Annotated in this window: 13 protein-coding genes and 1 pseudogene; 7 read left to right on the top strand and 7 right to left on the bottom strand. The window is 65.2% G+C overall.

What is annotated here, in order from left to right; genetic code table 11:
- Positions 1–127 precede the first annotated feature (127 nt).
- The 3 genes from PQR02_RS07190 to nirB form a co-directional block, all read right to left on the bottom strand.
- Positions 128–4,312, bottom strand: a complete 4,185-nt coding sequence (locus PQR02_RS07190) for a bifunctional nitrate reductase/sulfite reductase flavoprotein subunit alpha (RefSeq protein ID WP_408227583.1) — start codon at positions 4,310–4,312, stop codon at positions 128–130.
- A 43-nt stretch (positions 4,313–4,355) separates the two neighbouring features.
- Positions 4,356–4,706, bottom strand: a complete 351-nt coding sequence (gene nirD, locus PQR02_RS07195) for a nitrite reductase small subunit NirD (protein WP_408227586.1) — start codon at positions 4,704–4,706, stop codon at positions 4,356–4,358.
- A gap of 79 nt (positions 4,707–4,785) precedes the next feature.
- Positions 4,786–7,326, bottom strand: coding sequence for a nitrite reductase large subunit NirB (gene nirB, locus PQR02_RS07200; protein ID WP_408227589.1), 2,541 nt, complete (start codon positions 7,324–7,326; stop codon positions 4,786–4,788).
- 421 nt (positions 7,327–7,747) lie between these two features.
- On the opposite strand from nirB, the pseudogene PQR02_RS07205 reads away from it, so the two are divergent.
- Positions 7,748–8,067 (top strand): annotated as a pseudogene (locus PQR02_RS07205) (SAM-dependent methyltransferase); the annotation flags it as partial.
- A 270-nt stretch (positions 8,068–8,337) separates the two neighbouring features.
- Here the strand turns inward: PQR02_RS07205 and PQR02_RS07210 are convergent.
- Both PQR02_RS07210 and glcC read right to left on the bottom strand, forming a co-directional pair.
- Positions 8,338–9,219, bottom strand: coding sequence for an MOSC domain-containing protein (locus tag PQR02_RS07210; protein ID WP_408227592.1), 882 nt, complete (start codon positions 9,217–9,219; stop codon positions 8,338–8,340).
- Positions 9,220–9,314: 95 nt separating this feature from the next.
- A complete protein-coding gene (gene glcC / locus PQR02_RS07215; protein ID WP_408227595.1) occupies positions 9,315–10,082 on the bottom strand; it encodes a transcriptional regulator GlcC in 768 nt (255 codons plus the stop codon).
- A 245-nt stretch (positions 10,083–10,327) separates the two neighbouring features.
- Between glcC and glcD the strand changes: the two genes are divergently transcribed.
- From glcD to PQR02_RS07240, 5 genes are all read left to right on the top strand, one after another.
- Positions 10,328–11,827, top strand: a complete 1,500-nt coding sequence (gene glcD / locus PQR02_RS07220) for a glycolate oxidase subunit GlcD (protein WP_408227598.1) — start codon at positions 10,328–10,330, stop codon at positions 11,825–11,827.
- Positions 11,827–12,894, top strand: coding sequence for a glycolate oxidase subunit GlcE (glcE, locus tag PQR02_RS07225; protein ID WP_408227601.1), 1,068 nt, complete (start codon positions 11,827–11,829; stop codon positions 12,892–12,894). The genes glcD and glcE overlap by 1 nt, the downstream gene beginning before the upstream one ends.
- Positions 12,895–12,929: 35 nt before the next feature.
- Complete coding sequence (glcF, locus tag PQR02_RS07230; RefSeq protein WP_408227604.1) at positions 12,930–14,207, top strand: glycolate oxidase subunit GlcF; 1,278 nt, start codon at positions 12,930–12,932, stop codon at positions 14,205–14,207.
- Positions 14,208–14,226: 19 nt separating this feature from the next.
- Positions 14,227–14,631, top strand: a complete 405-nt coding sequence (locus PQR02_RS07235; RefSeq protein ID WP_408227607.1) for a heme-binding protein — start codon at positions 14,227–14,229, stop codon at positions 14,629–14,631.
- A 108-nt stretch (positions 14,632–14,739) separates the two neighbouring features.
- Entirely contained in the window at positions 14,740–16,914 is a 2,175-nt protein-coding gene (locus tag PQR02_RS07240) for a malate synthase G (protein ID WP_408227610.1), read from the top strand.
- Positions 16,915–17,068: 154 nt separating this feature from the next.
- Here the strand turns inward: PQR02_RS07240 and galU are convergent, their stop codons facing one another.
- Both galU and PQR02_RS07250 read right to left on the bottom strand, forming a co-directional pair.
- Positions 17,069–17,974, bottom strand: coding sequence for a UTP--glucose-1-phosphate uridylyltransferase GalU (gene galU, locus PQR02_RS07245; RefSeq protein ID WP_408227613.1), 906 nt, complete (start codon positions 17,972–17,974; stop codon positions 17,069–17,071).
- A gap of 329 nt (positions 17,975–18,303) precedes the next feature.
- Positions 18,304–18,447, bottom strand: coding sequence for a hypothetical protein (locus PQR02_RS07250; RefSeq protein ID WP_408227616.1), 144 nt, complete (start codon positions 18,445–18,447; stop codon positions 18,304–18,306).
- A 241-nt stretch (positions 18,448–18,688) separates the two neighbouring features.
- Between PQR02_RS07250 and PQR02_RS07255 the strand changes: the two genes are divergently transcribed.
- Positions 18,689–19,900 (top strand): acyltransferase family protein, encoded by a 1,212-nt coding sequence (locus tag PQR02_RS07255; protein ID WP_408227619.1) that lies wholly within the window; start codon positions 18,689–18,691, stop codon positions 19,898–19,900.
- Position 19,901: the final 1 nt, after the last annotated feature.

Here is a 19,901-nt window from a genome sequence, read left to right on the forward strand (position 1 = left end):
CGATGTTGAAAGCCGTTCTGAACATGCGACCTCCATGCCATCCGGCTCCGTTTTTCAAAACTTCACTGCATACTCTTTGAATCCTTGCGTTCGTGGTTGCACGAGTTGTGTTCGCGCGCCTCGCCGCTCAATACACGTCGCGCGCATAACGCTTTTCGCGCGCTAGACGGCTCACGTATTCGGCGGCCTTTTCGTGGCTCATGCCGCCGTGCGTGCTGATCACATCCTTGAGCGCCGTGTCCACATCGCGCGCCATCCGGTTCGCGTCGCCGCACACATAGAAATGCGCACCGTCTTCGAGCCATGACCACAGTTGCGCACCTTGTTCGCGCATGCGGTCCTGCACATAAATCTTGTCGGCTTGATCGCGCGAAAACGCCACGTCGAGCCGGGTCAGGAAGCCGCTGTCGCGCATCGCTTCGAGTTCGTCGCGATAGTAGAAATCGGTGGCCGCATGCTGTTCGCCGAAGAACAGCCAGTTGCGTCCGCGCTCGCCGCGCGCCTGCCGTTCGTGCAGAAAGCCGCGAAACGGCGCAATGCCGGTGCCGGGGCCGACCATGATCATCGACGCGTCGGTTTGAAGAGGAGGACGAAAGTGTGCTGACTTCTGCACGAACACGGGCACATCGGTCTCGTTCGCGCGGTCGGCGAGAAACGTCGAGGACACGCCTTTGCGATGACGCCGGCCATTGCTGTATCGCACGGCCGCCACCGTCAGATGCACTTCGCCCGGATGCGCTGTCGGGCTCGACGCGATCGAGTACAGGCGCGGTTGCAGACGCTTGAGCATGCCGGTCAGTTCGGTCGCCGTGAGGCGCACCGGAAATTCGTGCAGCACGTCGGCAAGCTGCTGGCCCCACAGCCATTGCTTGAGGTCGCCCTTGCGCTCGGGCGTCAGCAGATCGCGCAGCCCACCGTTGCCGCTGCGCGCGGCGATGAACGCGAGCGCGTCCGCGCCCGGCCGCGCGATTTCGTAGTGCTTGCCGAGGGCATCGGCCAGACGCATGTCGCCTGCGCCCGCCACCTGCACCGGCTCGTCAGCGCTGAGGCCGCTCAAACCGATCAGTTCATCGACCAGTTCGGGGCAGTTGCTCGGCCATACGCCGAGCGCGTCGCCCGCTTCGTATTCGAGGCCCGAGGCGCCGGTGTTCAGCGAGAAGTAACGCGTGTCCTTCGCCGCACCCCGGCGGTTCAGGCGCAGATTGCTGACGAGCCGCGAGGCGGCCGGTCGCGCCTTGGTCGGCACCGCGCCCGGCACCACCGCGTTGATCATGCCGCCCGGCGGCACCGCATGCAGCGCCGCGTCTTCTTCGTTGATGCGCACGATCACGCGTTCGAGCCACGCATCGGCGCTTTCCTGGTACTCGCCGTCGCAATCGACACGATCCATCAGACGCAGCGCGCCTTGTGCGGCGAGACGCTCGTCGAGGCGGCGGCCGTGGCCGCAGAACTGATCGTAGTTGCGGTCGCCGAGCGCGAGCACCGCGAAGCGCACGCCTTCGAGACGCGGCGCATCGTCGGCGCTCAATTGCGTCCAGAAGCTTTGCGCGTTGTCGGGCGGAGCGCCGTCGCCGAACGTGCTCGTCATCAGCAACACGTATTGCGATCTGGCGAGCGACGAGACCTGATAGTCCGCCATGCACGAGGTGCGGATTTCGAAACGCGACTCCATCAGACGTGTGGCATAACGCTCGGTGAGCGATTCGGTATTGCCCGTTTGCGAGGCCCACAGCAGCGTCACCTTCGGACGCACGCGCACGATGCGCACGCCGGAGGCTTGCGCCGTGTCTGCCTGCGCACCCGGGAACGCGGCGGCGGCGGCCACGCCCGCGATGGCCGCGCTGCGGCTATAAAGTCCGGCCAGCAGACCGTCCACGTGCAAACGGCTCGCCGTATCGAACGGTGCGCTGCGCGGCAGAACCGGCACGCTGTCCAGACCTTGTGCTTCGGCCGAACGCAAACCATCGACGAAGCCGGCCAGATACGCACGCTCGGCGTCGGTGAGGGACGGCGCGGGCGTGGGCGGCAATTGCAACAGGCTGGTGAGTGCTTCGATACGGGGCATGTCCTGATCCTTGACGCTGGGGGTAACGGCAACCTCGTCGGTGGGGACTTCGTCATGGCCATGCTCAAGCGGCTCGAGCGGTTCGGCGGCGCCGACTGTCACCGGACTCAGCGCGACCGCGCAGAACTTCAGTTCGGGCTGCTGGGAAACCGGGTCGATCGCGTCGCTCGTCACCGCGTTGATGCACAGGTCGTCGCCGAATACATCGTTCCAGTGCATCGGTGCAAAGCAGTTGCCGGCGCTCACGCGCTCGGTCACCACAGCGGGCAGCACCGCGCGGCCACGGCGCGAACGGATCTCGACCGCGTCCTGCGCCTTGATGCCGAGCGTGGCGGCGTCTTCGGGATGAATCTCGACGAACGGTCCGGGGTTCAGCTTGTTGAGCATCGCGACCTTGCCGGTCTTGGTCATCGTGTGCCATTGATGCTGCAAGCGGCCGGTGTTCAGCACGATCGGGAATTCGCGATCGGGCAATTCAGCCGGGGCCGCATAGGCGCGGGCGAAGAACATCGCCTTGCCGCTCGCGGTCGGAAACACGAGGCGCGGACGGCTGCCGTCGGGTAGCTCCCTCAGCGTCTGGCTCACGCCGTCGTTCAGGTAGCGAACCGGGTTGCGGTCGGCTGAATCGGCTCCTGCGAGCGGCCATTGCAGCGTTGTTTCCTTCAGCCGGCGATGGCTCGCGCCACGCAAGTCATAGCCGGTTTTCGGATTCGACGCGCGCGTGATTTCGGCGAACACTTCTTCGGCGCTCGCATAGCTGAACGCATCAGCGAAGCCCATTTCGCACGCGACCCGCGCGATGATCTGCCAGTCCGGCAACGCCGCGCCCGGCGGCTCGATGCCCTTTTGCATCAGCGTGAGATTGCGCTCGGAGTTGATCATCACGCCTTCCGCTTCGGCCCATAGGGCGCCGGGAAGCAGCACGTCGGCGTAGCGGTTGGTCTCGGTGTCGAGGAACGCGTCCTGCGCGATCACGAGTTCCGCCGCGCGCAATCCGGCAATCGCGTTCTGGCGGTTGGCGACGCTCGCCACCGGATTCGTGCAGATGATCCAGCACGCCTTGATCTCGCCTGCGGCCATGCGCGAGAACATGTCGATCGTGCCGTTGCCGACTTCGGTCTTCAGCGTGCCGGGCGCAATGCCCCACAGGTTTTCGACGAACGCACGGTCCGCGTCGACCAGCACCGAGCGCTGGCCCGGCAAGCCCGGACCCATGTAGCCCATTTCGCGGCCGCCCATCGCATTGGGCTGGCCCGTCAGCGAAAACGGCCCGCTGCCGCGCCGGCAGATCTTGCCGGTCGCCAGATGCAGATTGCAGATCGCGTTGGTGTGCCACGTGCCGCGCGTGCTCTGATTCAGGCCCATGGTCCAGCAGCTGATCCACTCCAGCGCGGTGCCGATCATCCGCGCGGCACGGCGGATGTCGGCGGCGGCGAGGCCCGTGATCCCCGCGACGCGCTCCGGTGTGTAGTCCGCCAGAAACGCCGGCAGCGCCTCCCACCCTTCGGTGGCCTCGGCGATAAAAGCGGCATCCGTGTGGCCGTTTTCGTGCAGCAGATGCAACAGGCCGTTGAGCAGCGCGAGGTCGGTGCCCGGCTTGATCTGCATGAACAGGTCGGCCTTGTCCGCGGTCGCGTTGCGGCGCGGATCGACGACGATCAGCTTCGCGCCCGCCTTCACGCGGTCCATCATCCGCAGGAACAGAATCGGATGACAGTCGGCCATGTTCGCGCCGATCACGAAGAACAGGTCGGCATGATCGATGTCTTCGTACGATCCCGGCGGGCCGTCCGCGCCGAGCGAAAGCTTGTAGCCGCTGCCCGCGCTCGCCATGCACAGACGCGAGTTCGACTCGATGTGGTTGGTGCCGACGAAGCCCTTCGCCAGCTTGTTGACGAGGTACTGCGCCTCGATCGACATCTGGCCGGACACATAGAACGACAACGCGTCCGGTCCATGTTCGTCGAGCAGGCCGCGCAGACGCGCGGCGGTGCTGCTGATCGCCTGCGCCATCGGCAGCGGCACCGGGTCTTCGTCGCGTGCATGGCGCACGAACGCGCTTTCCAGGCGGCCGGACTTGCGCAACGCGACGTGCGCCGACTGCCCCTTCGTGCACAGCCGCCCGAAGTTGGACGGATGCTCCTTGTCGCCGGCGATCTTCACGACCTGGCCGTCCTCGACGTGCAGCACCATTCCGCAGCCAACGCCGCAGTAGGGGCACACGGTTTTTACGCTAGTGGAGGACATAAGGGGCGTCGTGATTGGCAAGAGGTTTCAGGATTTCAACGGCTCACACCGCAACCCACACGTGACCGTCTTCGACCCGCGTCTCGAACGCGCCGACCGAATACGACGGGGTCTCCAGACATTCGCCGGTGCGCAGATCGAAGTGATGCTTGTAGATCGGCGACGCCACCACGACGCGTTCGCCGAGGCTGCCGATCAGTCCGCGCGACAGCACGGCCGCCTGCGAGCCCGGATCGAAGTTTTCGATCGCATACACGATGTTGTCGCTGCCGTCGTTCACGTGGAAAACCGCCACCTGTTCGCCGTTGACCAGCGCGCAGACGCCGGTGTTCGGCACGATGTCATCGAGCGGGCAGATGGCTGTCCAGGCGCGTGGCAGGCGGTCGTTGTTCATGGCAGTAGTCCTCGCAAGGTGAGCAATGAATGGGGCAATGGGTGACGCAAGCCGGTGAGACAAAAAAAGATGCAAGCAATCAGACCGTCTCGGCGGCGACAGGAATCGCGGCGAGCCTCGAATGCCGCTCGGCAGGCGTCGCGGGCCGGATCTGCCCGCGTTCCTCGACGAAGCGCACGTTGCTGTCGGGCTCGCCGCTGTTGACGAAATGACGGAAGCGCTTGCGCGTTTCGGGATCGGTAACGGCCTTCTTCCATTCGCACTCGTAGGTGTCGATCACGTGCTGCATTTCCGTTTCGAGTTCGGCGGCCACGTTCAGGTGATCGTTGACCACCACGTCGATCAGGTACGCCAGACCGCCTTCGAGGTTGTCGCGCCACACGCTGGTGCGTTGCAGACGGTCGGCGGTGCGCACATAGAACATCAGGAAGCGGTCGATGTAGCGGATCAGCGTGTCCTTATCGAGGTCCGAGGCGAGCAGTTCGGCATGACGCGGCTTCATGCCGCCGTTGCCGCACACGTACAGATTCCAGCCCTTCTCGGTCGCGATCACGCCGACATCCTTGCCCTGCGCTTCCGCGCATTCGCGCGTGCAGCCCGACACGCCGAACTTGATCTTGTGCGGCGTGCGCAAGCCCTTGTAACGGTTCTCGAGTTCGACCGCGAGGCCCACCGAATCGCCGACGCCGTAGCGGCACCACGTCGAACCGACGCAAGACTTCACAGTGCGCAGCGACTTGCCGTACGCGTGACCGGATTCGAAGCCGGCTGCGATCAGTTCCTCCCAGATCGACGGCAGTTGCTCGACGCGCGCACCGAACAGGTCGACCCGCTGACCGCCGGTGATCTTCGTATAGAGGCCGTATTTCTTCGCGATCTGGCCGACCGCGATCAGGCCGTCGGGCGTCACTTCGCCGCCCGCCATGCGCGGCACGACCGAGTAGGTGCCGTCGCGCTGGATGTTGGCGAGGTAGTAATCGTTGGTGTCCTGCAAGGACGCATGCTCTTTCTTCAGCACGAATTCGTTCCAGCACGACGCGAGAATGCTCGCCACCGCCGGCTTGCAGATTTCGCAACCGAGTCCGTGGCCGTGCCTCGCGAGCAGTTCGCCGAAGCTGCGCACGCCCTCGACACGCACGATGTGATACAACTCCTGGCGCGAATACGCGAAGTGTTCGCAGACGTGGTTGTTGACCGCGAGGCCCTGCTTCTTCATCTCGGCCTTCATGACCTGCGTGACGAGCGGCACGCAACCCCCGCACGAAGTGCCGGCACTGGTCGCGCACTTGAGCGCGCCGATGTCGGTGGCGCCCGCGCACACGGCCGCGCACAGATCGCCCTTCGACACGTTGTTGCACGAGCAGATCTGCGCGGCGGCGGGCAGCGCTTCGACGCCGAGCGCGGGTTTCGCGCTGCCGTCCGCTTGCGGCAGGATCAGGAATTCGGGTGCTTCCGGCAGCTCGATGCGGTTCAGCATCATCTGCAACAGCGCGCCGTATTCGCTCGCATCGCCGACCATCACGCCGCCGAGCAGATACTTGCCGCACTCGGACACCACCAGCTTCTTGTAGACCCGCTTGCGTTCGTCGCTGAACTGGTACGCGCGGCTGCCCGGCGTGTTGCCATGCGCGTCGCCGATGCTCGCCACGTCGACGCCCATCAGCTTGAGCTTGGTGCTCATGTCGGCGCCGCCGAATTCCGCCACGTCGCCGAGCAGTTGCTTCGCGACCGCGCGCGCCATGTCGTAACCCGGCGCGACGAGCCCGAACAACTGGCCGTTCCACAGCGCGCATTCGCCGATCGCGTAGATGTGCGGATCGCTCGTGCGGCACGCATTGTCGATCACGATGCCGCCGCGCGGGCCCAGCGTCAGACCGCATTCGCGCGCGAGATCGTCGCGCGGACGAATGCCGGCGGAGAACACGATCATGTCGGTATCGAGGTGGCTGCCGTCCGCGAACTGCATGCGGTGCGTGCCCGCCTCGCCGTCGACGATCGCCGTGGTGTTCTTCTGCGTGTGCACCGTCACGCCCAGTTCTTCGATCTTCGTGCGCAGCACGCGGCCACCGCCGTCGTCCACCTGCACGGCCATCAGGCGCGGCGCGAATTCGACCACGTGTGTTTGCAGGCCCAGGTCGCGCAACGCCTTGGCGCATTCGAGACCCAGCAAGCCGCCGCCGACCACCGTGCCCGTTGTCGAGCGCGCGCCGCATTCCTGCATGGCTTCGAGATCGTCGATGGTTCGGTACACGAAGCAATCGGCGCGCTCGCGCCCCGGCACCGGCGGCACGAACGGATAGGAACCGGTCGCGAACACCAGCTTGTCGTACGGCAGCGTTTCGCCGTCCGCCAGCGTCACGGTGCGCGCGTCGCGCTCGACCGCGACGGCCTTCGCGTTCAGCTTGAGTCGCACGTTCTGACGCTCGAAGAAGCCCGGCGCGACGAGCGACAAGTCATCCGCCGTCTTGCCCCCGAAGAATTCGGACAGATGCACGCGATCGTAGGCGGGCCGCGATTCCTCGCACAGCACCGTGATGTCCAGGCCGTGCGCGGCATCTTGCGCGAGGCTCTCGACCAGTTTGTGGCCGACCATCCCGTGACCGATAACGATGATTTTCATGAGCGCGGTGTCCTCGATGTGCTTGGGCTTCGGGCGTCGCCGTCGGGTGTGTGGCGAAGCGGTTCCGGAAATAAAAACGGCGTCCCGCGAACCCAGTCGATGACTGAATTCGGGGGACGCCGTTGTCCTGACCTTGGTCCTGCGGCGAGCACTTTGTGTTGCACTCGCGGCGGATCCACGTTGATCCGCTGGCAACGTTTAATGCAAAGCCTGTGCCAATCGTGCGAAATGGACGCTACGAGGCCGTCGCGCGGGCCTTTGCGGGTAATCGCCCACGCTGACGGCGGGCTCCGCGGGCGTTGTGTTTTGATGCGACGAGGCACAGGGATGGTGCGACGCAGCACCTTGCGCGTGCGGGACATGGGCACGCGCAAGGTGCGCTCACCGTGCTCGTTTAGCGCGGATTTTTAGGTTTGGCGTGGTGAACAAGAACATCGGCAAGGTCACGATACTCAGCGCCGGCCCGGGCGATCTCGATCTGCTCACGCTCAAAGCCGCCAAAGCGCTCGCGGCCGCCGATGTCGTGCTGCTCGACGACCTTGCGAATCCCGACATCGTGACGCTCGCGCCGCAAGCCCGCGTGATCCGCGTCGGCATGCGCGGCGGCTGCCGCTCGACGCCGCAAGCGTTCGTCTGATGCGGCGTTATGCGCTCAAGGGCTTGCACGTGGTGTGGGTGAAAGGCGGCGAGGCGCTGCTGTTCGGCCGCGCCGGCGAAGAACTCGCGGTGTTGCGCGAGGCGCGGCGCATCCGCTACGTGGCCGACACGCCCGCGCCGACCCTGGTCGCGCTCAGCGGTCTCGAACGCGCGGAAGAGGCAAGCGAGTCGTTGCGCTCGGGCTTCAACCATCATTTCGTCAAGCCGGCGCCGATGCCGGTGATTCTTGCGGCGCTGACCGGACGCATCCGGCATTAAACGGTGACCGCGCTCAATGCGCGCGGACTCGCTCGTCCAACGCGGGTCCCACCAGCGACCCAACTTCCCGATTGGCAAAAACAGGCGCCGGTCGAATCAATCCCCGAAACGCAGTTCCGCTTCAACCGTCTGCCCGACCCGCAGCCATGCTCCGGCGCCGCTCGCGACCAGCGCATTCGTGCCAAATGCGAGCACGCCATCGAGTTGCTGCTTCGCCCGATAGACGCTCATCGTGTCGGTCGGTTCATTCGGCCACTCGGGATCGGGCGCGCCCTTCGCCTGATCGATGGTCGGCATCGGACAACGCGCGCATAGCTTGACGAGCCGCAGTTGCACGCGCGGCTGCGCGTGCGCGTCGCCGTCGATGCTGAGCGTTTCCACATAGTCCTCTTCGAACGCATCGAGCCCGCTCAGCACGACATTGGGACGAAACCGGTCGATCGGAATCGACGGCGCGCCTTTGCTGTTCAGTCGCGCGTTCAGATCGTCGAGCGATGCCTGGCCCGCCACCAGCAGCGGGAAGCCGTCGGCGAACAGCGTGGTGGCACCGTCGGTGCTGCTGGTGTAGTCCGGATCGACGATCCGCGCGTGCTCGGGGTTAAAGCGCAGGAGCCGCGCCGGCATGCCGAGAAAGGTCGAAAACCAGCCGGCGGTTGCTTCGCCGGTGTCGATGCCGTAGGCTGCGTCGCGCCACACCGAGGTCTGCACCTTGCGTGCGCCGTCGAGCCGCGCGGCGTCGAGCGGCGTGCGCAACTCGCGCATGCCGGGCGCGCGCAGCACCAGCTCTTGTGCGCCAAGCTCGACCTTGATCAGCGCCATGCGCGGATACGCGCGCTGCGTGAACATCGCGCCGTCCGGATCGGTGACCATCCAGCTGCGATCGTATTCGAGGCCGGTTGCGAGCAGCCGCGCTTCGCGCAGCGCGATGCCCGCGCAGGATTTGACCGGATAGACGAACAGTTCGCTGATGGTAGGCATGGTGTGCGGGCGCGTGGCGCGTTCGAATGTGGGCACGAGGCTCGATTGTAAATGCCGCCAATCGAGTCCACTAGTCACCTCTGCCAGTCAAGCCACTACTCCCACCCTTCCAGTCTCAACGTGGCCCGCACGAGCCGCTGCTCTTCCTGTTCGATTTCCCGTAGATTCGCGCACACGCTCGCAATGTGATCGGCCGCCGCCTTGCGCGCCTGTTCGGGCAGCTTGCCGGTGACGGCGTTATAGAGCCGCGCATGCTGACGGTCGATCACGCGCTTTTGCGGCTCGCGGTGATAGAGATTGTTGACCGACGCGAACACGGAACTCAGCAGCAGATCGGTCAGCGAACTCAGCGTATGCACGAGCACGGGGTTATGCGAGGCCTCGCAGATCGCCAGATGAAACGCGTGATCGAGCCGCGCGTGCGTCGAGGCGCTGGTCTCCTCGCCGTGCGCCGCGAGCATTTCCTCGTAGCGGCGCGTGATCAGCACGAAGTCGGCGGCCGTGCCGCGCAATGCCGCGAGCCGCGCGGATTCGGCCTCCAGCAGCGCGCGCACTTCGAACAGATCGTAGAGCGTGCGCGGCTGCGAACCGAGCAGATGCATCAGCGGCGAGAGCGCGGGTGGCGAGGTGAGGCTCGCGACGAACGAGCCCCTGCCATGCGAAGTCTCGATGATGCCGCGCGCCCGCAACAGCTTCAGTCCTTCGCGCAGCGCGGTGCGCGACACGCCGAGCTTGTCGGTGAGGCGCCGCTCGGACGGCAGCGCCTGCCCGGTTTTCAGCACGCCGTCGACGATCAGCCGCTCGATCCGCTCGGCGACCACGTCCGCGACCTGCCGGGGGTTGTCCAGCTCCGCTGTCTGCATCGTGTATCCCAACTGGTGTGACCAGTTTGGAATGCTAGCACGTAGCGTCGAGAGATGCGCCCCCTGCGCTTCGTACAGCAAGCACTTGGCCGCAACGCGAGACAAAACGCCCACGCAAAAACCGGTACGACCACTTGCCGCGGCCATCGACAGCCGCGCGCCCAGCCGCAACAATCCCGCCAGAGCCATGTTCGCGCGCCCGTACCCACGGGCATTTCCCCCCGCGCGACGCCAGGAGATTCCCCATGAGCTATCACTACGACGAGACCATCGACGGCCCGCTCGCGACGCATGACAAAGCCACCGTCGTTGCGCAGTTGCAGGCGTTGATCCCCGGCTTGCAGCTGCTGCACGAGCAGGAAGACCTGCGGCCGTTCGAATGCGACGGGCTCGCCGCCTATCGCGCGACGCCGATGCTGGTCGCGCTGCCCGATGCGGTCGACCAGGTCGAGGCGCTGCTGAAATACGCGAACGCGCACAAGATTCCGGTGGTCGCGCGTGGAGCCGGCACCGGTTTGTCGGGCGGCGCGCTGCCGCTCGACAAAGGCATTCTGCTGGTGATGGCGCGCTTCAACCGGATTCTCGACGTCGACCCCGAAGCCTGCACCGCGCGCGTGCAACCCGGCGTGCGCAACCTCGCGATCTCGCAGGCCGCCGCGCCGCACGGTCTGTACTACGCGCCGGACCCGTCTTCGCAGATCGCCTGTTCGATCGGCGGCAATGTCGCGGAGAACGCGGGCGGCGTGCATTGCCTGAAGTACGGGCTGACCGTCAACAACATCCTCAAGCTCGAGATCCTCACCATCGACGGCGAGCGCATCACACTCGGCTCGGATGCGCTCGACGCCCCCGGCTTCGATTACCTGGCACTGTTCACCGGCTCGGAAGGCATGCTCGGCATCGTCACCGAAGTCACGGTTAAGCTGCTCACGAAGCCGCCAATCGCGAAGGTGCTGCTCGCCAGTTTCGACGACGTCGAAGTGGCCGGCGCGGCGGTCGCGCGGATCATCGGCGCGGGCGTGATTCCGGGCGGCCTCGAAATGATGGACAACCTCGCGATCCGCGCGGCGGAAGACTTCGTCCACGCGGGCTATCCGGTCGATGCCGCGGCGATCCTGCTGTGCGAAGTCGACGGTGTGGAGAGCGACGTGCAGGAAGACGTCGAGCGTGTTCAAGCGCTGCTGCGCGCGGCGGGCGCGACCGACATCCGCGTCGCGCGAGACGAAGCCGAACGCCAGCGCTTCTGGGCCGGCCGCAAGAATGCGTTCGGCGCGGTGGGCCGCATCTCGCCCGACTACTACTGCATGGACGGCACGATTCCGCGCCGCGAATTGCCGCGCGTGCTCAAGGGCATCGAAGCGCTGTCGAACGAATACGGGCTGAAGGTCGCCAACGTGTTTCATGCCGGCGACGGCAACATGCATCCGCTGATCCTGTTCGACGCGAATGCGCCCGGCGAAGCCGAGCGCGCCGAAGCGCTCGGCGCGCGCATCCTCGAACTGTGCGTGGCGGTGGGCGGCAGCATTACCGGCGAGCATGGCGTGGGCCGCGAAAAGATCAACCAGATGTGCGCGCAATTCAACAGCGACGAGCTGACGTTCTTCCACGCGCTGAAAGCCGCGTTCGACCCCGCCGGCCTGCTCAATCCCGGCAAGAACGTGCCGACCTTGCACCGTTGCGCCGAATTCGGCTCGATGCACGTTCACCACGGCGCGTTGCCTTTTCCCGAACTGGAGCGTTTCTGATGCGCATCGAACCCGTCTCGATGGACGACAGCGAGCGGCTCGTCGCCGAAGTCTCGCAAGCACTGGCGAGCGGCACGCCGCTGGCGATTCGCGGTGGCAACAGCAAGGCGTTTCTAGGCCGTCCGGTGCAAGGCGCGCTGCTCGACACGCGCTCGCATCGCGGCGTGGTCAGCTACGACCCGACCGAACTCGTGATTACCGCGCGCGCCGGCACGCCGCTCGCGGAGCTGACCGCCACGCTCGACGCCGCCGGGCAGATGCTGCCGTGCGAGCCGCCGGCCTTTGGTGACGCGGCCACCGTCGGCGGCATGGTGGCGGCGGGGCTCGCCGGACCACGCCGGCCGTGGTCCGGCTCGGTGCGCGATCTGGTGCTCGGCTGCCGCGTGATCACAGGCCACGCGAAGCATCTGCGCTTCGGCGGCGAGGTGATGAAGAACGTGGCCGGCTATGACGTGTCGCGTCTGCTCGCGGGCAGCTTCGGCTGCCTCGGGCTGCTCACGGAAGTGTCGCTGAAGGTGCTGCCCAAGCCGCGCGCAACCGCCTGCCTGTCGCTCGAACTCGGCGCGCAAGAAGCGCTGCGCGAACTGTCGGCATGGCGGCGCGCGGTGCTGCCGGTGAGCGCCGCGTGTCATGTCGACGGGCGCCTGCATGTGCGGCTCGAAGGCGGCGCGGGATCGGTGGCGTCGGCGCTGGAGCGGATTGGCGGCGAGCCGTTGGAGCCGCGTTTCTGGGACGACCTGCGCGAACACCGCCTGGCGTTTTTCGACGACCCGCGTCCGCTGTGGCGTCTGTCGCTGCCGAACGCGTCGCCGCTGCTCGACTTGCCAGGTGCCACGCTGCTCGATTGGGGCGGCGCGCAACGCTGGCTGAAAAGCGAGGCGCCGGCCGCGACGCTGCGCCGGATCGCGCACGCGGCGGGCGGCCACGCGAGCTGCTTCACGCCGCACCCGGACGCCGAACCGTTCACGCCGCTGCCGCCCGCGTTGCTGCGCTTTCATCGGCAACTGAAGCAGCAGCTCGATCCGCGCGGCCTCTTCAATCCCGGCCGCCTGTATGCCGGGCTATGAAAACCTGAAGGCGATCCACCGAAGGGAACACCAGCATGCAAACCAACCTCAGCGATGCCGCCCAAACCCTGTCGCGCGCGGACGAAGCCGAACGGATCCTGCGCTCGTGCGTGCACTGCGGGTTCTGCAACGCGACCTGCCCGACCTATCAATTGCTCGGCAACGAACTCGACGGTCCGCGCGGGCGCATCTATCTGATCAAGCAGATGCTCGAAGGCGAGCCGGTCACGCGGAAAACCCAGCTGCACCTGGACCGCTGCCTGACCTGCCGCAACTGCGAAACCACCTGCCCGTCCGGCGTCAACTATCATGCGCTGCTCGACATCGGCCGCGCGGAACTGGAGCGGCGAGTGCCACGGCCCGCCGCCGAACGCCTGCTGCGCGAGGGTTTGCGCCGCGCGATCCCGCATCCCGCGGTGTTCGACGCGCTGCTGAAGACCGGCCGCGCGCTGCGGCCGTTTCTTCCGGCCGCGCTTGGACGTAAAATCCCCAAGCGGGGCGACCGCCCGAAAGCGCGGCCGGCGCCGCGGCATCCGCGCACCATGCTGATGCTGGAAGGCTGCGTGCAACCCGCGCTGTCGCCGAACACCAACGCGGCCGCGGCGCGCGTGCTCGACCGGCTCGGCATCAGCATCGTGAATGCCGAGCGGGCCGGCTGCTGCGGCGCGACCGATTATCATCTGAACGCGCAGGACGCCGGCCTCGCGCGCGCACGGCGCAATATCGACGCGTGGTGGCCCGCCATCGAGGCCGGCGCCGAAGCGGTCGTGCAAACGGCGAGCGGCTGTGGCGCGTTCGTCAAGGAATACGGGCATCTGTTGCGCGACGACCCGCGCTATGCGGCGAAAGCGCAGCGGGTCAGCGAACTGGCGCAGGACCTCGTCGAGGTGCTGGCTCGCGAGCCGCTCGACGGCTTGCAAACGGACTCACAGGCGGATTCAGCAATGAATTCACCAGCGGCATCGCCGGCCGAACCGCCGGCGCAGAAGCAGCGGCGCATCGCGTTTCACTGCCCCTGCACGTTGCAGCATGCGCAGAAGCTGGGCGGCGCGGTCGAATCGATCCTGCAACGGCTCGGCTTCGATCTGACGACGGTGCCCGATGCCCATCTGTGCTGCGGATCGGCGGGCACGTATTCGATCACCCAGCCCGAGCTTGCGCAGAGGCTGCGCAACAACCGGCTCGATGCGCTGGAGAGCGGCAACCCGGAGCTGATCGTCACGGCCAACATCGGCTGCCAGACGCATCTGGACAGCGCCGGGCGCACGCCGGTGCGTCACTGGATAGAACTTGTAGAAGCATCCTTACCATAACCGAGACAGGACATTCATCATGCTGAGCAAACCCGTGTTGACCATTGCCGAAACGACCCGCATCCTCGAAGCCGCCCGCGCGGAGGCCGGCAAGCATCAGTGGGCCGTCGCGATCGTCGTGGCCGACGACGGCGGTCATCCGCTCGGCATGCTGCGCCTCGACGGCAGCGCGCCGGCCAGCGCGTATATCGCAACCGAAAAGGCGCGCACCGCGGCGATCGGCCGCCGCGAAACCAAGGTCTACGAGGACATGATCAACAACGGCCGCACAGCATTCCTGAGCGCCCCGCTGCAAGGCACGCTCGAAGGCGGCGTGCCGCTGATCGTCGACGGCCACGTGGTCGGCGCGGTCGGCGTGTCGGGCGTCAAGTCGGATCAGGACGCGCAGATCGCCAAGGCCGGCATCGCGGCGCTTGCCGTTTAAGACCGCATGCCGTTCGCAACGGCGCTCCCTTATCCATTCAAGTAAACCGTTGCAACCCCGCGGACCGATGCCCCCTCCTCGGTCCCATTCAGACAGATGGAGCAGTCGATGACTCAGATGAACCCGCGCGGCGGATTGCAGGTCGCCGCCAATCTCGACCAGTTCGTCGAAACCGAAGCCCTGCCCGGCACCGGAATCGACAGCGCCGCATTCTGGTCGGGCTTCGACGCCCTCGTGCACGAGCTGGCGCCCAAAAATCGCGCGCTGCTCGCCGAGCGCGACCGGTTGCAAACCGAACTCGACAACTGGCATCGCGCCAATCCAGGGCCGGTGCGGGATCTGCGCGCGTACCGCGCGTTTCTCGAAAGCATCGGCTATATCGTGCCGGCGCCGGGCCGCGTCAAAGCCACCACCGACCACGTGGACACCGAGATCGCCGAACAGGCCGGCCCGCAACTGGTGGTGCCGCTGTCGAACCAGCGCTATGCGCTGAACGCGGCGAACGCGCGCTGGGGCAGCCTGTACGACGCGCTGTACGGCACCGACGCGATTCCCGAAGCCAACGGCGCGGAAAAGCAGAAGGCGTTCAACCCGGTGCGCGGCGCGGCGGTGATCGCCTACGCACGCAAGTTTCTCGATCAGGCCGCACCGCTCGCAAACGGTTCGCATGCCGACGCGACGCGCTACAGCGTCGCGGACGGCAAGCTGGTCGTCGCGCTGAAGAGCGGCACGAGCGCGCTGCAAACGCCCGCGCAATTCATCGGCTATCAGGGCGACGAGAGCGCGCCGTCCGCGGTGCTGTTCAAACACAACGGCCTGCACTTCGAGATCCAGATCGACGCGAACGATCCGATCGGCAAGACGGATGCGGCCCATGTGAAGGACGTGGTGGTCGAAGCGGCGGTGAGCACGATCATCGATTGCGAGGACTCGGTCGCGGCCGTGGATGCCGACGACAAGGTGCAGCTCTATCGCAACTGGCTCGGTCTGATGAACGGCGATCTGACCGAAGAGGTCACGAAGAACGGCAAGACCTTCACGCGCCGACTGAACGAGGACCGCGTGTATGTCGCCGCGAACGGCACGGCGCCGGTCGTGCTGCATGGCCGCTCGCTGCTGTTCATCCGCAACGTCGGCCACCTGATGACCAACCCGGCGGTGCTGACTAAAGACGGTCACGAGATTCCGGAAGGCATTCTCGACGCGGTGATCACCACGTTGTGCGCACTGCGCGACCGCAAGAACCAGTTGAATTCGCGCACCGGCTCGATCTACATCGTCAAGCCGAAGATGCACGGGCCGGCCGAAGTCGCGTTCGCGAGCGAACTGTTCGCGCGCGTCGAAGACCTGCTGAAGCTGCCGCGCAACACCATCAAGATGGGCATCATGGACGAGGAGCGCCGCACCAGCGTGAACCTGCTCGCCTGTATCGCCGAAGCGTCGGAGCGGGTGGCGTTCATCAACACGGGCTTCCTCGACCGCACCGGCGACGAGATGCACTCGGCGATGGAAGCCGGCCCGATGATGCGCAAGGGCGACATGAAGTCGAGCACCTGGATTGCCGCGTATGAGCGCAGCAACGTGCTGGTCGGATTGAGCGCGGGCCTGCGCGGGCGCGCGCAGATCGGCAAGGGGATGTGGGCGATGCCCGACCTGATGCACGCGATGCTCGAACAGAAGATCGCGCATCCGAAGGCCGGCGCGAACACCGCATGGGTGCCCTCGCCGACCGCCGCGGCGCTGCACGCGCTGCACTATCACCAGGTCGACGTGCAGGCGGTCCAGCAGGACCTGGAGCGCACCGACTATGCGAAGGTGCGCGACGAATTGCTCGACGGCCTGCTGACGATTCCGGTGGTCGAATCCGCGAAGTGGAGCGACGACGAGATCCGCAGCGAAATCGACAACAACGCGCAAGGCATTCTCGGCTACGTGGTGCGCTGGATCGACCAGGGTGTCGGCTGCTCGAAGGTGCCGGACATTCATAACGTCGGCTTGATGGAAGACCGCGCGACGCTGCGTATTTCGAGCCAGCACATCGCCAACTGGCTGCATCACGGCGTGGTGAAGCGCGAACTCGTCGAAGAGACGTTCAAGCGGATGGCGCAGGTGGTGGACGAACAGAACGCGGGTGACCCGAACTACACGCCGATGGCGCCGGGCTTCGACACGATCGCGTTCAAGGCCGCGCTGGCGCTGGTGTTCGAAGGCCGCCAGCAGCCGAGTGGCTATACGGAACCGTTGCTGCACAAGTTCCGGCTGGAAGTGAAGACGCAGGGTTGAGGCTGCTTCTTGCCGGACCGCTTCGCGTGTGACGAACGCGCGCAGCGGTTGAAACAAAAAAACGGGCGCCGTGTGTGATACGGCGCCCGTTTCTATTCAGGCGGGGTTTTCGCGCGGTAACTCTACGCTGTGGCTGCGCGCCGCGCTCAATCCCTCACGCCGCTTCAGCCGTATACTGAGCCTGCGCGTTGTTCTGCATATACGCGTGCAGATACGCTTCGAAATCCGCCTTCACTTCCGGATGGCGCAGCGCGAACTCCACCGTCGCCTTCAGATAGCCGAGCTTGCTGCCGCAGTCGAAACGCGTGCCGAAGTAGCGATATGCGAGCACCTGTTCTTCGGTCAGCAGCGATTGCACCGCATCGGTCAGCTGCAGTTCGCCGCCCGCGCCCGGCTTCAACGCGCGGATGTGCTTGAAGATGGTCGGCATCAGCACATAGCGGCCGACCACGCCGAGGTTCGACGGCGCATTGTCCGGCGCCGGCTTCTCGACGATGCCCGACAGCTTGATTACATTGTCTTCCCACTCGCGGCCGTCGACCACGCCGTACGAACGGCTGTCCTCGCGCGCGATGGTTTCGACGCCGATCACCGAGCTGTGATAGTGGTTGAAGGTGTCGACGAGCTGGCTCATCACCGGCTTCGAGCTGTGCAGCAGGTCGTCGGCGAGAATCACGGCGAACGGGCTGTCGCCCACCAGTTTCTCGGCGCACAGGACCGCATGGCCGAGACCCAGCGCTTCGGCCTGGCGCACGTAGAAGCAGTCCACGTTGGCGGGCTTGATGCTGCGTACCAGATCGAGCAGCTTCTGCTTGTTGCGCGCCTCGAGTTCGGCCTCGATCTCATAGGACTTGTCGAAATGATCTTCGATCGCGCGCTTGCTGCGGCCCGTCACGAAGATCATTTCGGTGATGCCGGCGGCGATCGCTTCCTCGACCGCGTACTGGATCAGCGGCTTGTCGACGATCGGCAGCATTTCCTTGGGACTTGCTTTGGTAGCCGGCAGGAATCGTGTCCCGAGGCCCGCTACGGGAAACACGGCTTTGGTGACTTTCAGCATGGTAGGCATTCCCACATCGGTTAGAAATTAGTGTGTCCGCGGACCTGGCGGCCAATGGGTGACTATTGGATATCGCCGCAAAGACTAGCAAAAAAACCCGTTTCTTTCACGCGCGAATTTCTCTCAGCCGAATTAAAAAAATCGATTCGCTTTCGCCATGCCAGATAGTGGAAAATAACAGGCAATAATGACATATTCCAATTGAATTATTTTTCGGCAATTCCGAAAATTTTACGGGCCCCGCTGCCGGTCCGCAAAGGGCGAGAGTTGCCGCGATTATAAATCGGCAGTGTGAATCGTGGCGCGGCGCGGGCACTGCCGCCCCCGCGTCAGTCGTTTTCGTCGACGGGCGGCAGCTTGCCCGGATTCATCCGGTAACGGCGGATAGGCTCGTTGCGCAGCGCCTCCCGGTACGCGGAGGCGGCGACTAGGATCAGCAGCACGGCGATGCCGGCGAGTATATGCAGGTTCATGACTTCACCTCTGGTCAGGAAAATCCGTGCTTTAAATTAGCACGACAAAAGCGGCAAATAATTCAATGCCGCATCTGCTTATGCGAAATTACAATTCGTCACAAAGTCATTATTCAATTCAAATGCGGAGGCCAATTTTTTAGCGTTTTTTTGCGGCTTGCGTGCTCTAGCATGTGATGCATCGCGGGCGCGCACGGCGCCCGGCAATCCGCTTTTTTTCCGTTCAGAATAAGGACCGCGCATGAGCGACTCAGCACTGGATGCCGCCGGCTCATCCCTGCCCCTCTCCCCGCCCCGCCCGCTCGAAGCTTCACGTATGCGAGACGAAGCACGCGCCGACAGCGCCGGCAAGGAGCATGTGATCGACGCGATGCGAGGCTTCGCCGCGCTGCTGGTCGCGTATTTTCATTGCCGCCAGGTCGCCTGGGTCGGCATGCAGGCTTTTCACCAGAGCGAGGGCCATGCGTTCAGTCTGAGCGCGATCGCCGCTTATCTGACGTTCCCGATTGCGTGGGGCTCGGCGGGCGTGCCGATTTTCTTCGTGATCAGCGGCTATTGCATTCATCGCGGCGGCGCGCTGCGTCTTGCCGGCAATCCCGGTTACCGGCTCGACACCGCGAATTTCTGGGTGCGCCGCTTAACCCGCATTTATCCGGTGCTGCTGGCGGCGCTGCTGCTGACTTTCGCGCTCGACCGGTTCAGCCTGCAATTGCCGCCGGTGAGCCACAAGATCCGCGAGATCGGCTTGCACGCGTTCCTCGTCAACCTGTTTTCGCTGCAAGGGGTGGCAGGCAAAACGTATGGTTCGAACGGCGCGCTGTGGACGCTGTCGCTCGAAGTGCAGTTCTACGCGATCTATCCGCTGCTGTTCGCGCTGCGCCGGCGCATCGGCATGACGCCCGTGCTCGCGCTCGTCGCGGTGGTCAACGTGGTGTCCGCGTATGCGCTCGAACGCCACGACATCCAGTTCTTCACGTCGTACTGGTTCTCCTGGACGCTCGGCGCGTGGATCGCGGATGCGAGGGCCCGCAGCACGACGCAAACGGGTTCGTCGCTGTGGCTGTATGTGCTGGCCGGGGGCTTCATCGCGCTTGGCTGCGTGGCGTTTCATTTCGGCCAGTACGGCGCGTTCCAGTTGTGGGCGCTCGGCTTCGCTTTCTATCTGTACAAGGCGCTCGAACGTCCCAGCGGCGCGCGGCGCGAAACCTTCGGGATGCGCGTGCTGTCCCGCTTCGGCGACTTCAGCTTCTCGCTGTACCTGATCCATCTGCCGATCTTCGTGCTGCTGTCGTCGCTGCTGTTCCGCTCGTCGCTGCAGATGTCGATCTGGCCGTCGTTCGGCTACATGCTGGTGGCGGTGCCGGCCGCCTATGTGTTCTACCGGCTGGTCGAATTGCCCGCGATGAAGTGGTCGGCCAGCTTCAAACCCAAGACCGCGCGGGTTTCGCGATGAG

The organism is Paraburkholderia sediminicola, assembly GCF_046026895.1.
Taxonomy (GTDB): domain Bacteria; phylum Pseudomonadota; class Gammaproteobacteria; order Burkholderiales; family Burkholderiaceae; genus Paraburkholderia; species Paraburkholderia sediminicola_C.

Bases quoted from the DNA above. Each gene is read 5' to 3' on its own strand.
- PQR02_RS07190 (WP_408227583.1), bottom strand. From the start codon at position 4,312: ATGTCCTCCACTAGCGTAAAAACCGTGTGCCCCTACTGCGGCGTTGGC.
- nirD (WP_408227586.1), bottom strand. From the start codon at position 4,706: ATGAACAACGACCGCCTGCCACGCGCCTGGACAGCCATCTGCCCGCTC.
- nirB (WP_408227589.1), bottom strand. From the start codon at position 7,326: ATGAAAATCATCGTTATCGGTCACGGGATGGTCGGCCACAAACTGGTC.
- PQR02_RS07210 (WP_408227592.1), bottom strand. From the start codon at position 9,219: ATGCCTACCATCAGCGAACTGTTCGTCTATCCGGTCAAATCCTGCGCG.
- glcC (WP_408227595.1), bottom strand. From the start codon at position 10,082: ATGCAGACAGCGGAGCTGGACAACCCCCGGCAGGTCGCGGACGTGGTC.
- glcD (WP_408227598.1), top strand. From the start codon at position 10,328: ATGAGCTATCACTACGACGAGACCATCGACGGCCCGCTCGCGACGCAT.
- glcE (WP_408227601.1), top strand. From the start codon at position 11,827: ATGCGCATCGAACCCGTCTCGATGGACGACAGCGAGCGGCTCGTCGCC.
- glcF (WP_408227604.1), top strand. From the start codon at position 12,930: ATGCAAACCAACCTCAGCGATGCCGCCCAAACCCTGTCGCGCGCGGAC.
- PQR02_RS07235 (WP_408227607.1), top strand. From the start codon at position 14,227: ATGCTGAGCAAACCCGTGTTGACCATTGCCGAAACGACCCGCATCCTC.
- PQR02_RS07240 (WP_408227610.1), top strand. From the start codon at position 14,740: ATGACTCAGATGAACCCGCGCGGCGGATTGCAGGTCGCCGCCAATCTC.
- galU (WP_408227613.1), bottom strand. From the start codon at position 17,974: ATGCTGAAAGTCACCAAAGCCGTGTTTCCCGTAGCGGGCCTCGGGACA.
- PQR02_RS07250 (WP_408227616.1), bottom strand. From the start codon at position 18,447: ATGAACCTGCATATACTCGCCGGCATCGCCGTGCTGCTGATCCTAGTC.
- PQR02_RS07255 (WP_408227619.1), top strand. From the start codon at position 18,689: ATGAGCGACTCAGCACTGGATGCCGCCGGCTCATCCCTGCCCCTCTCC.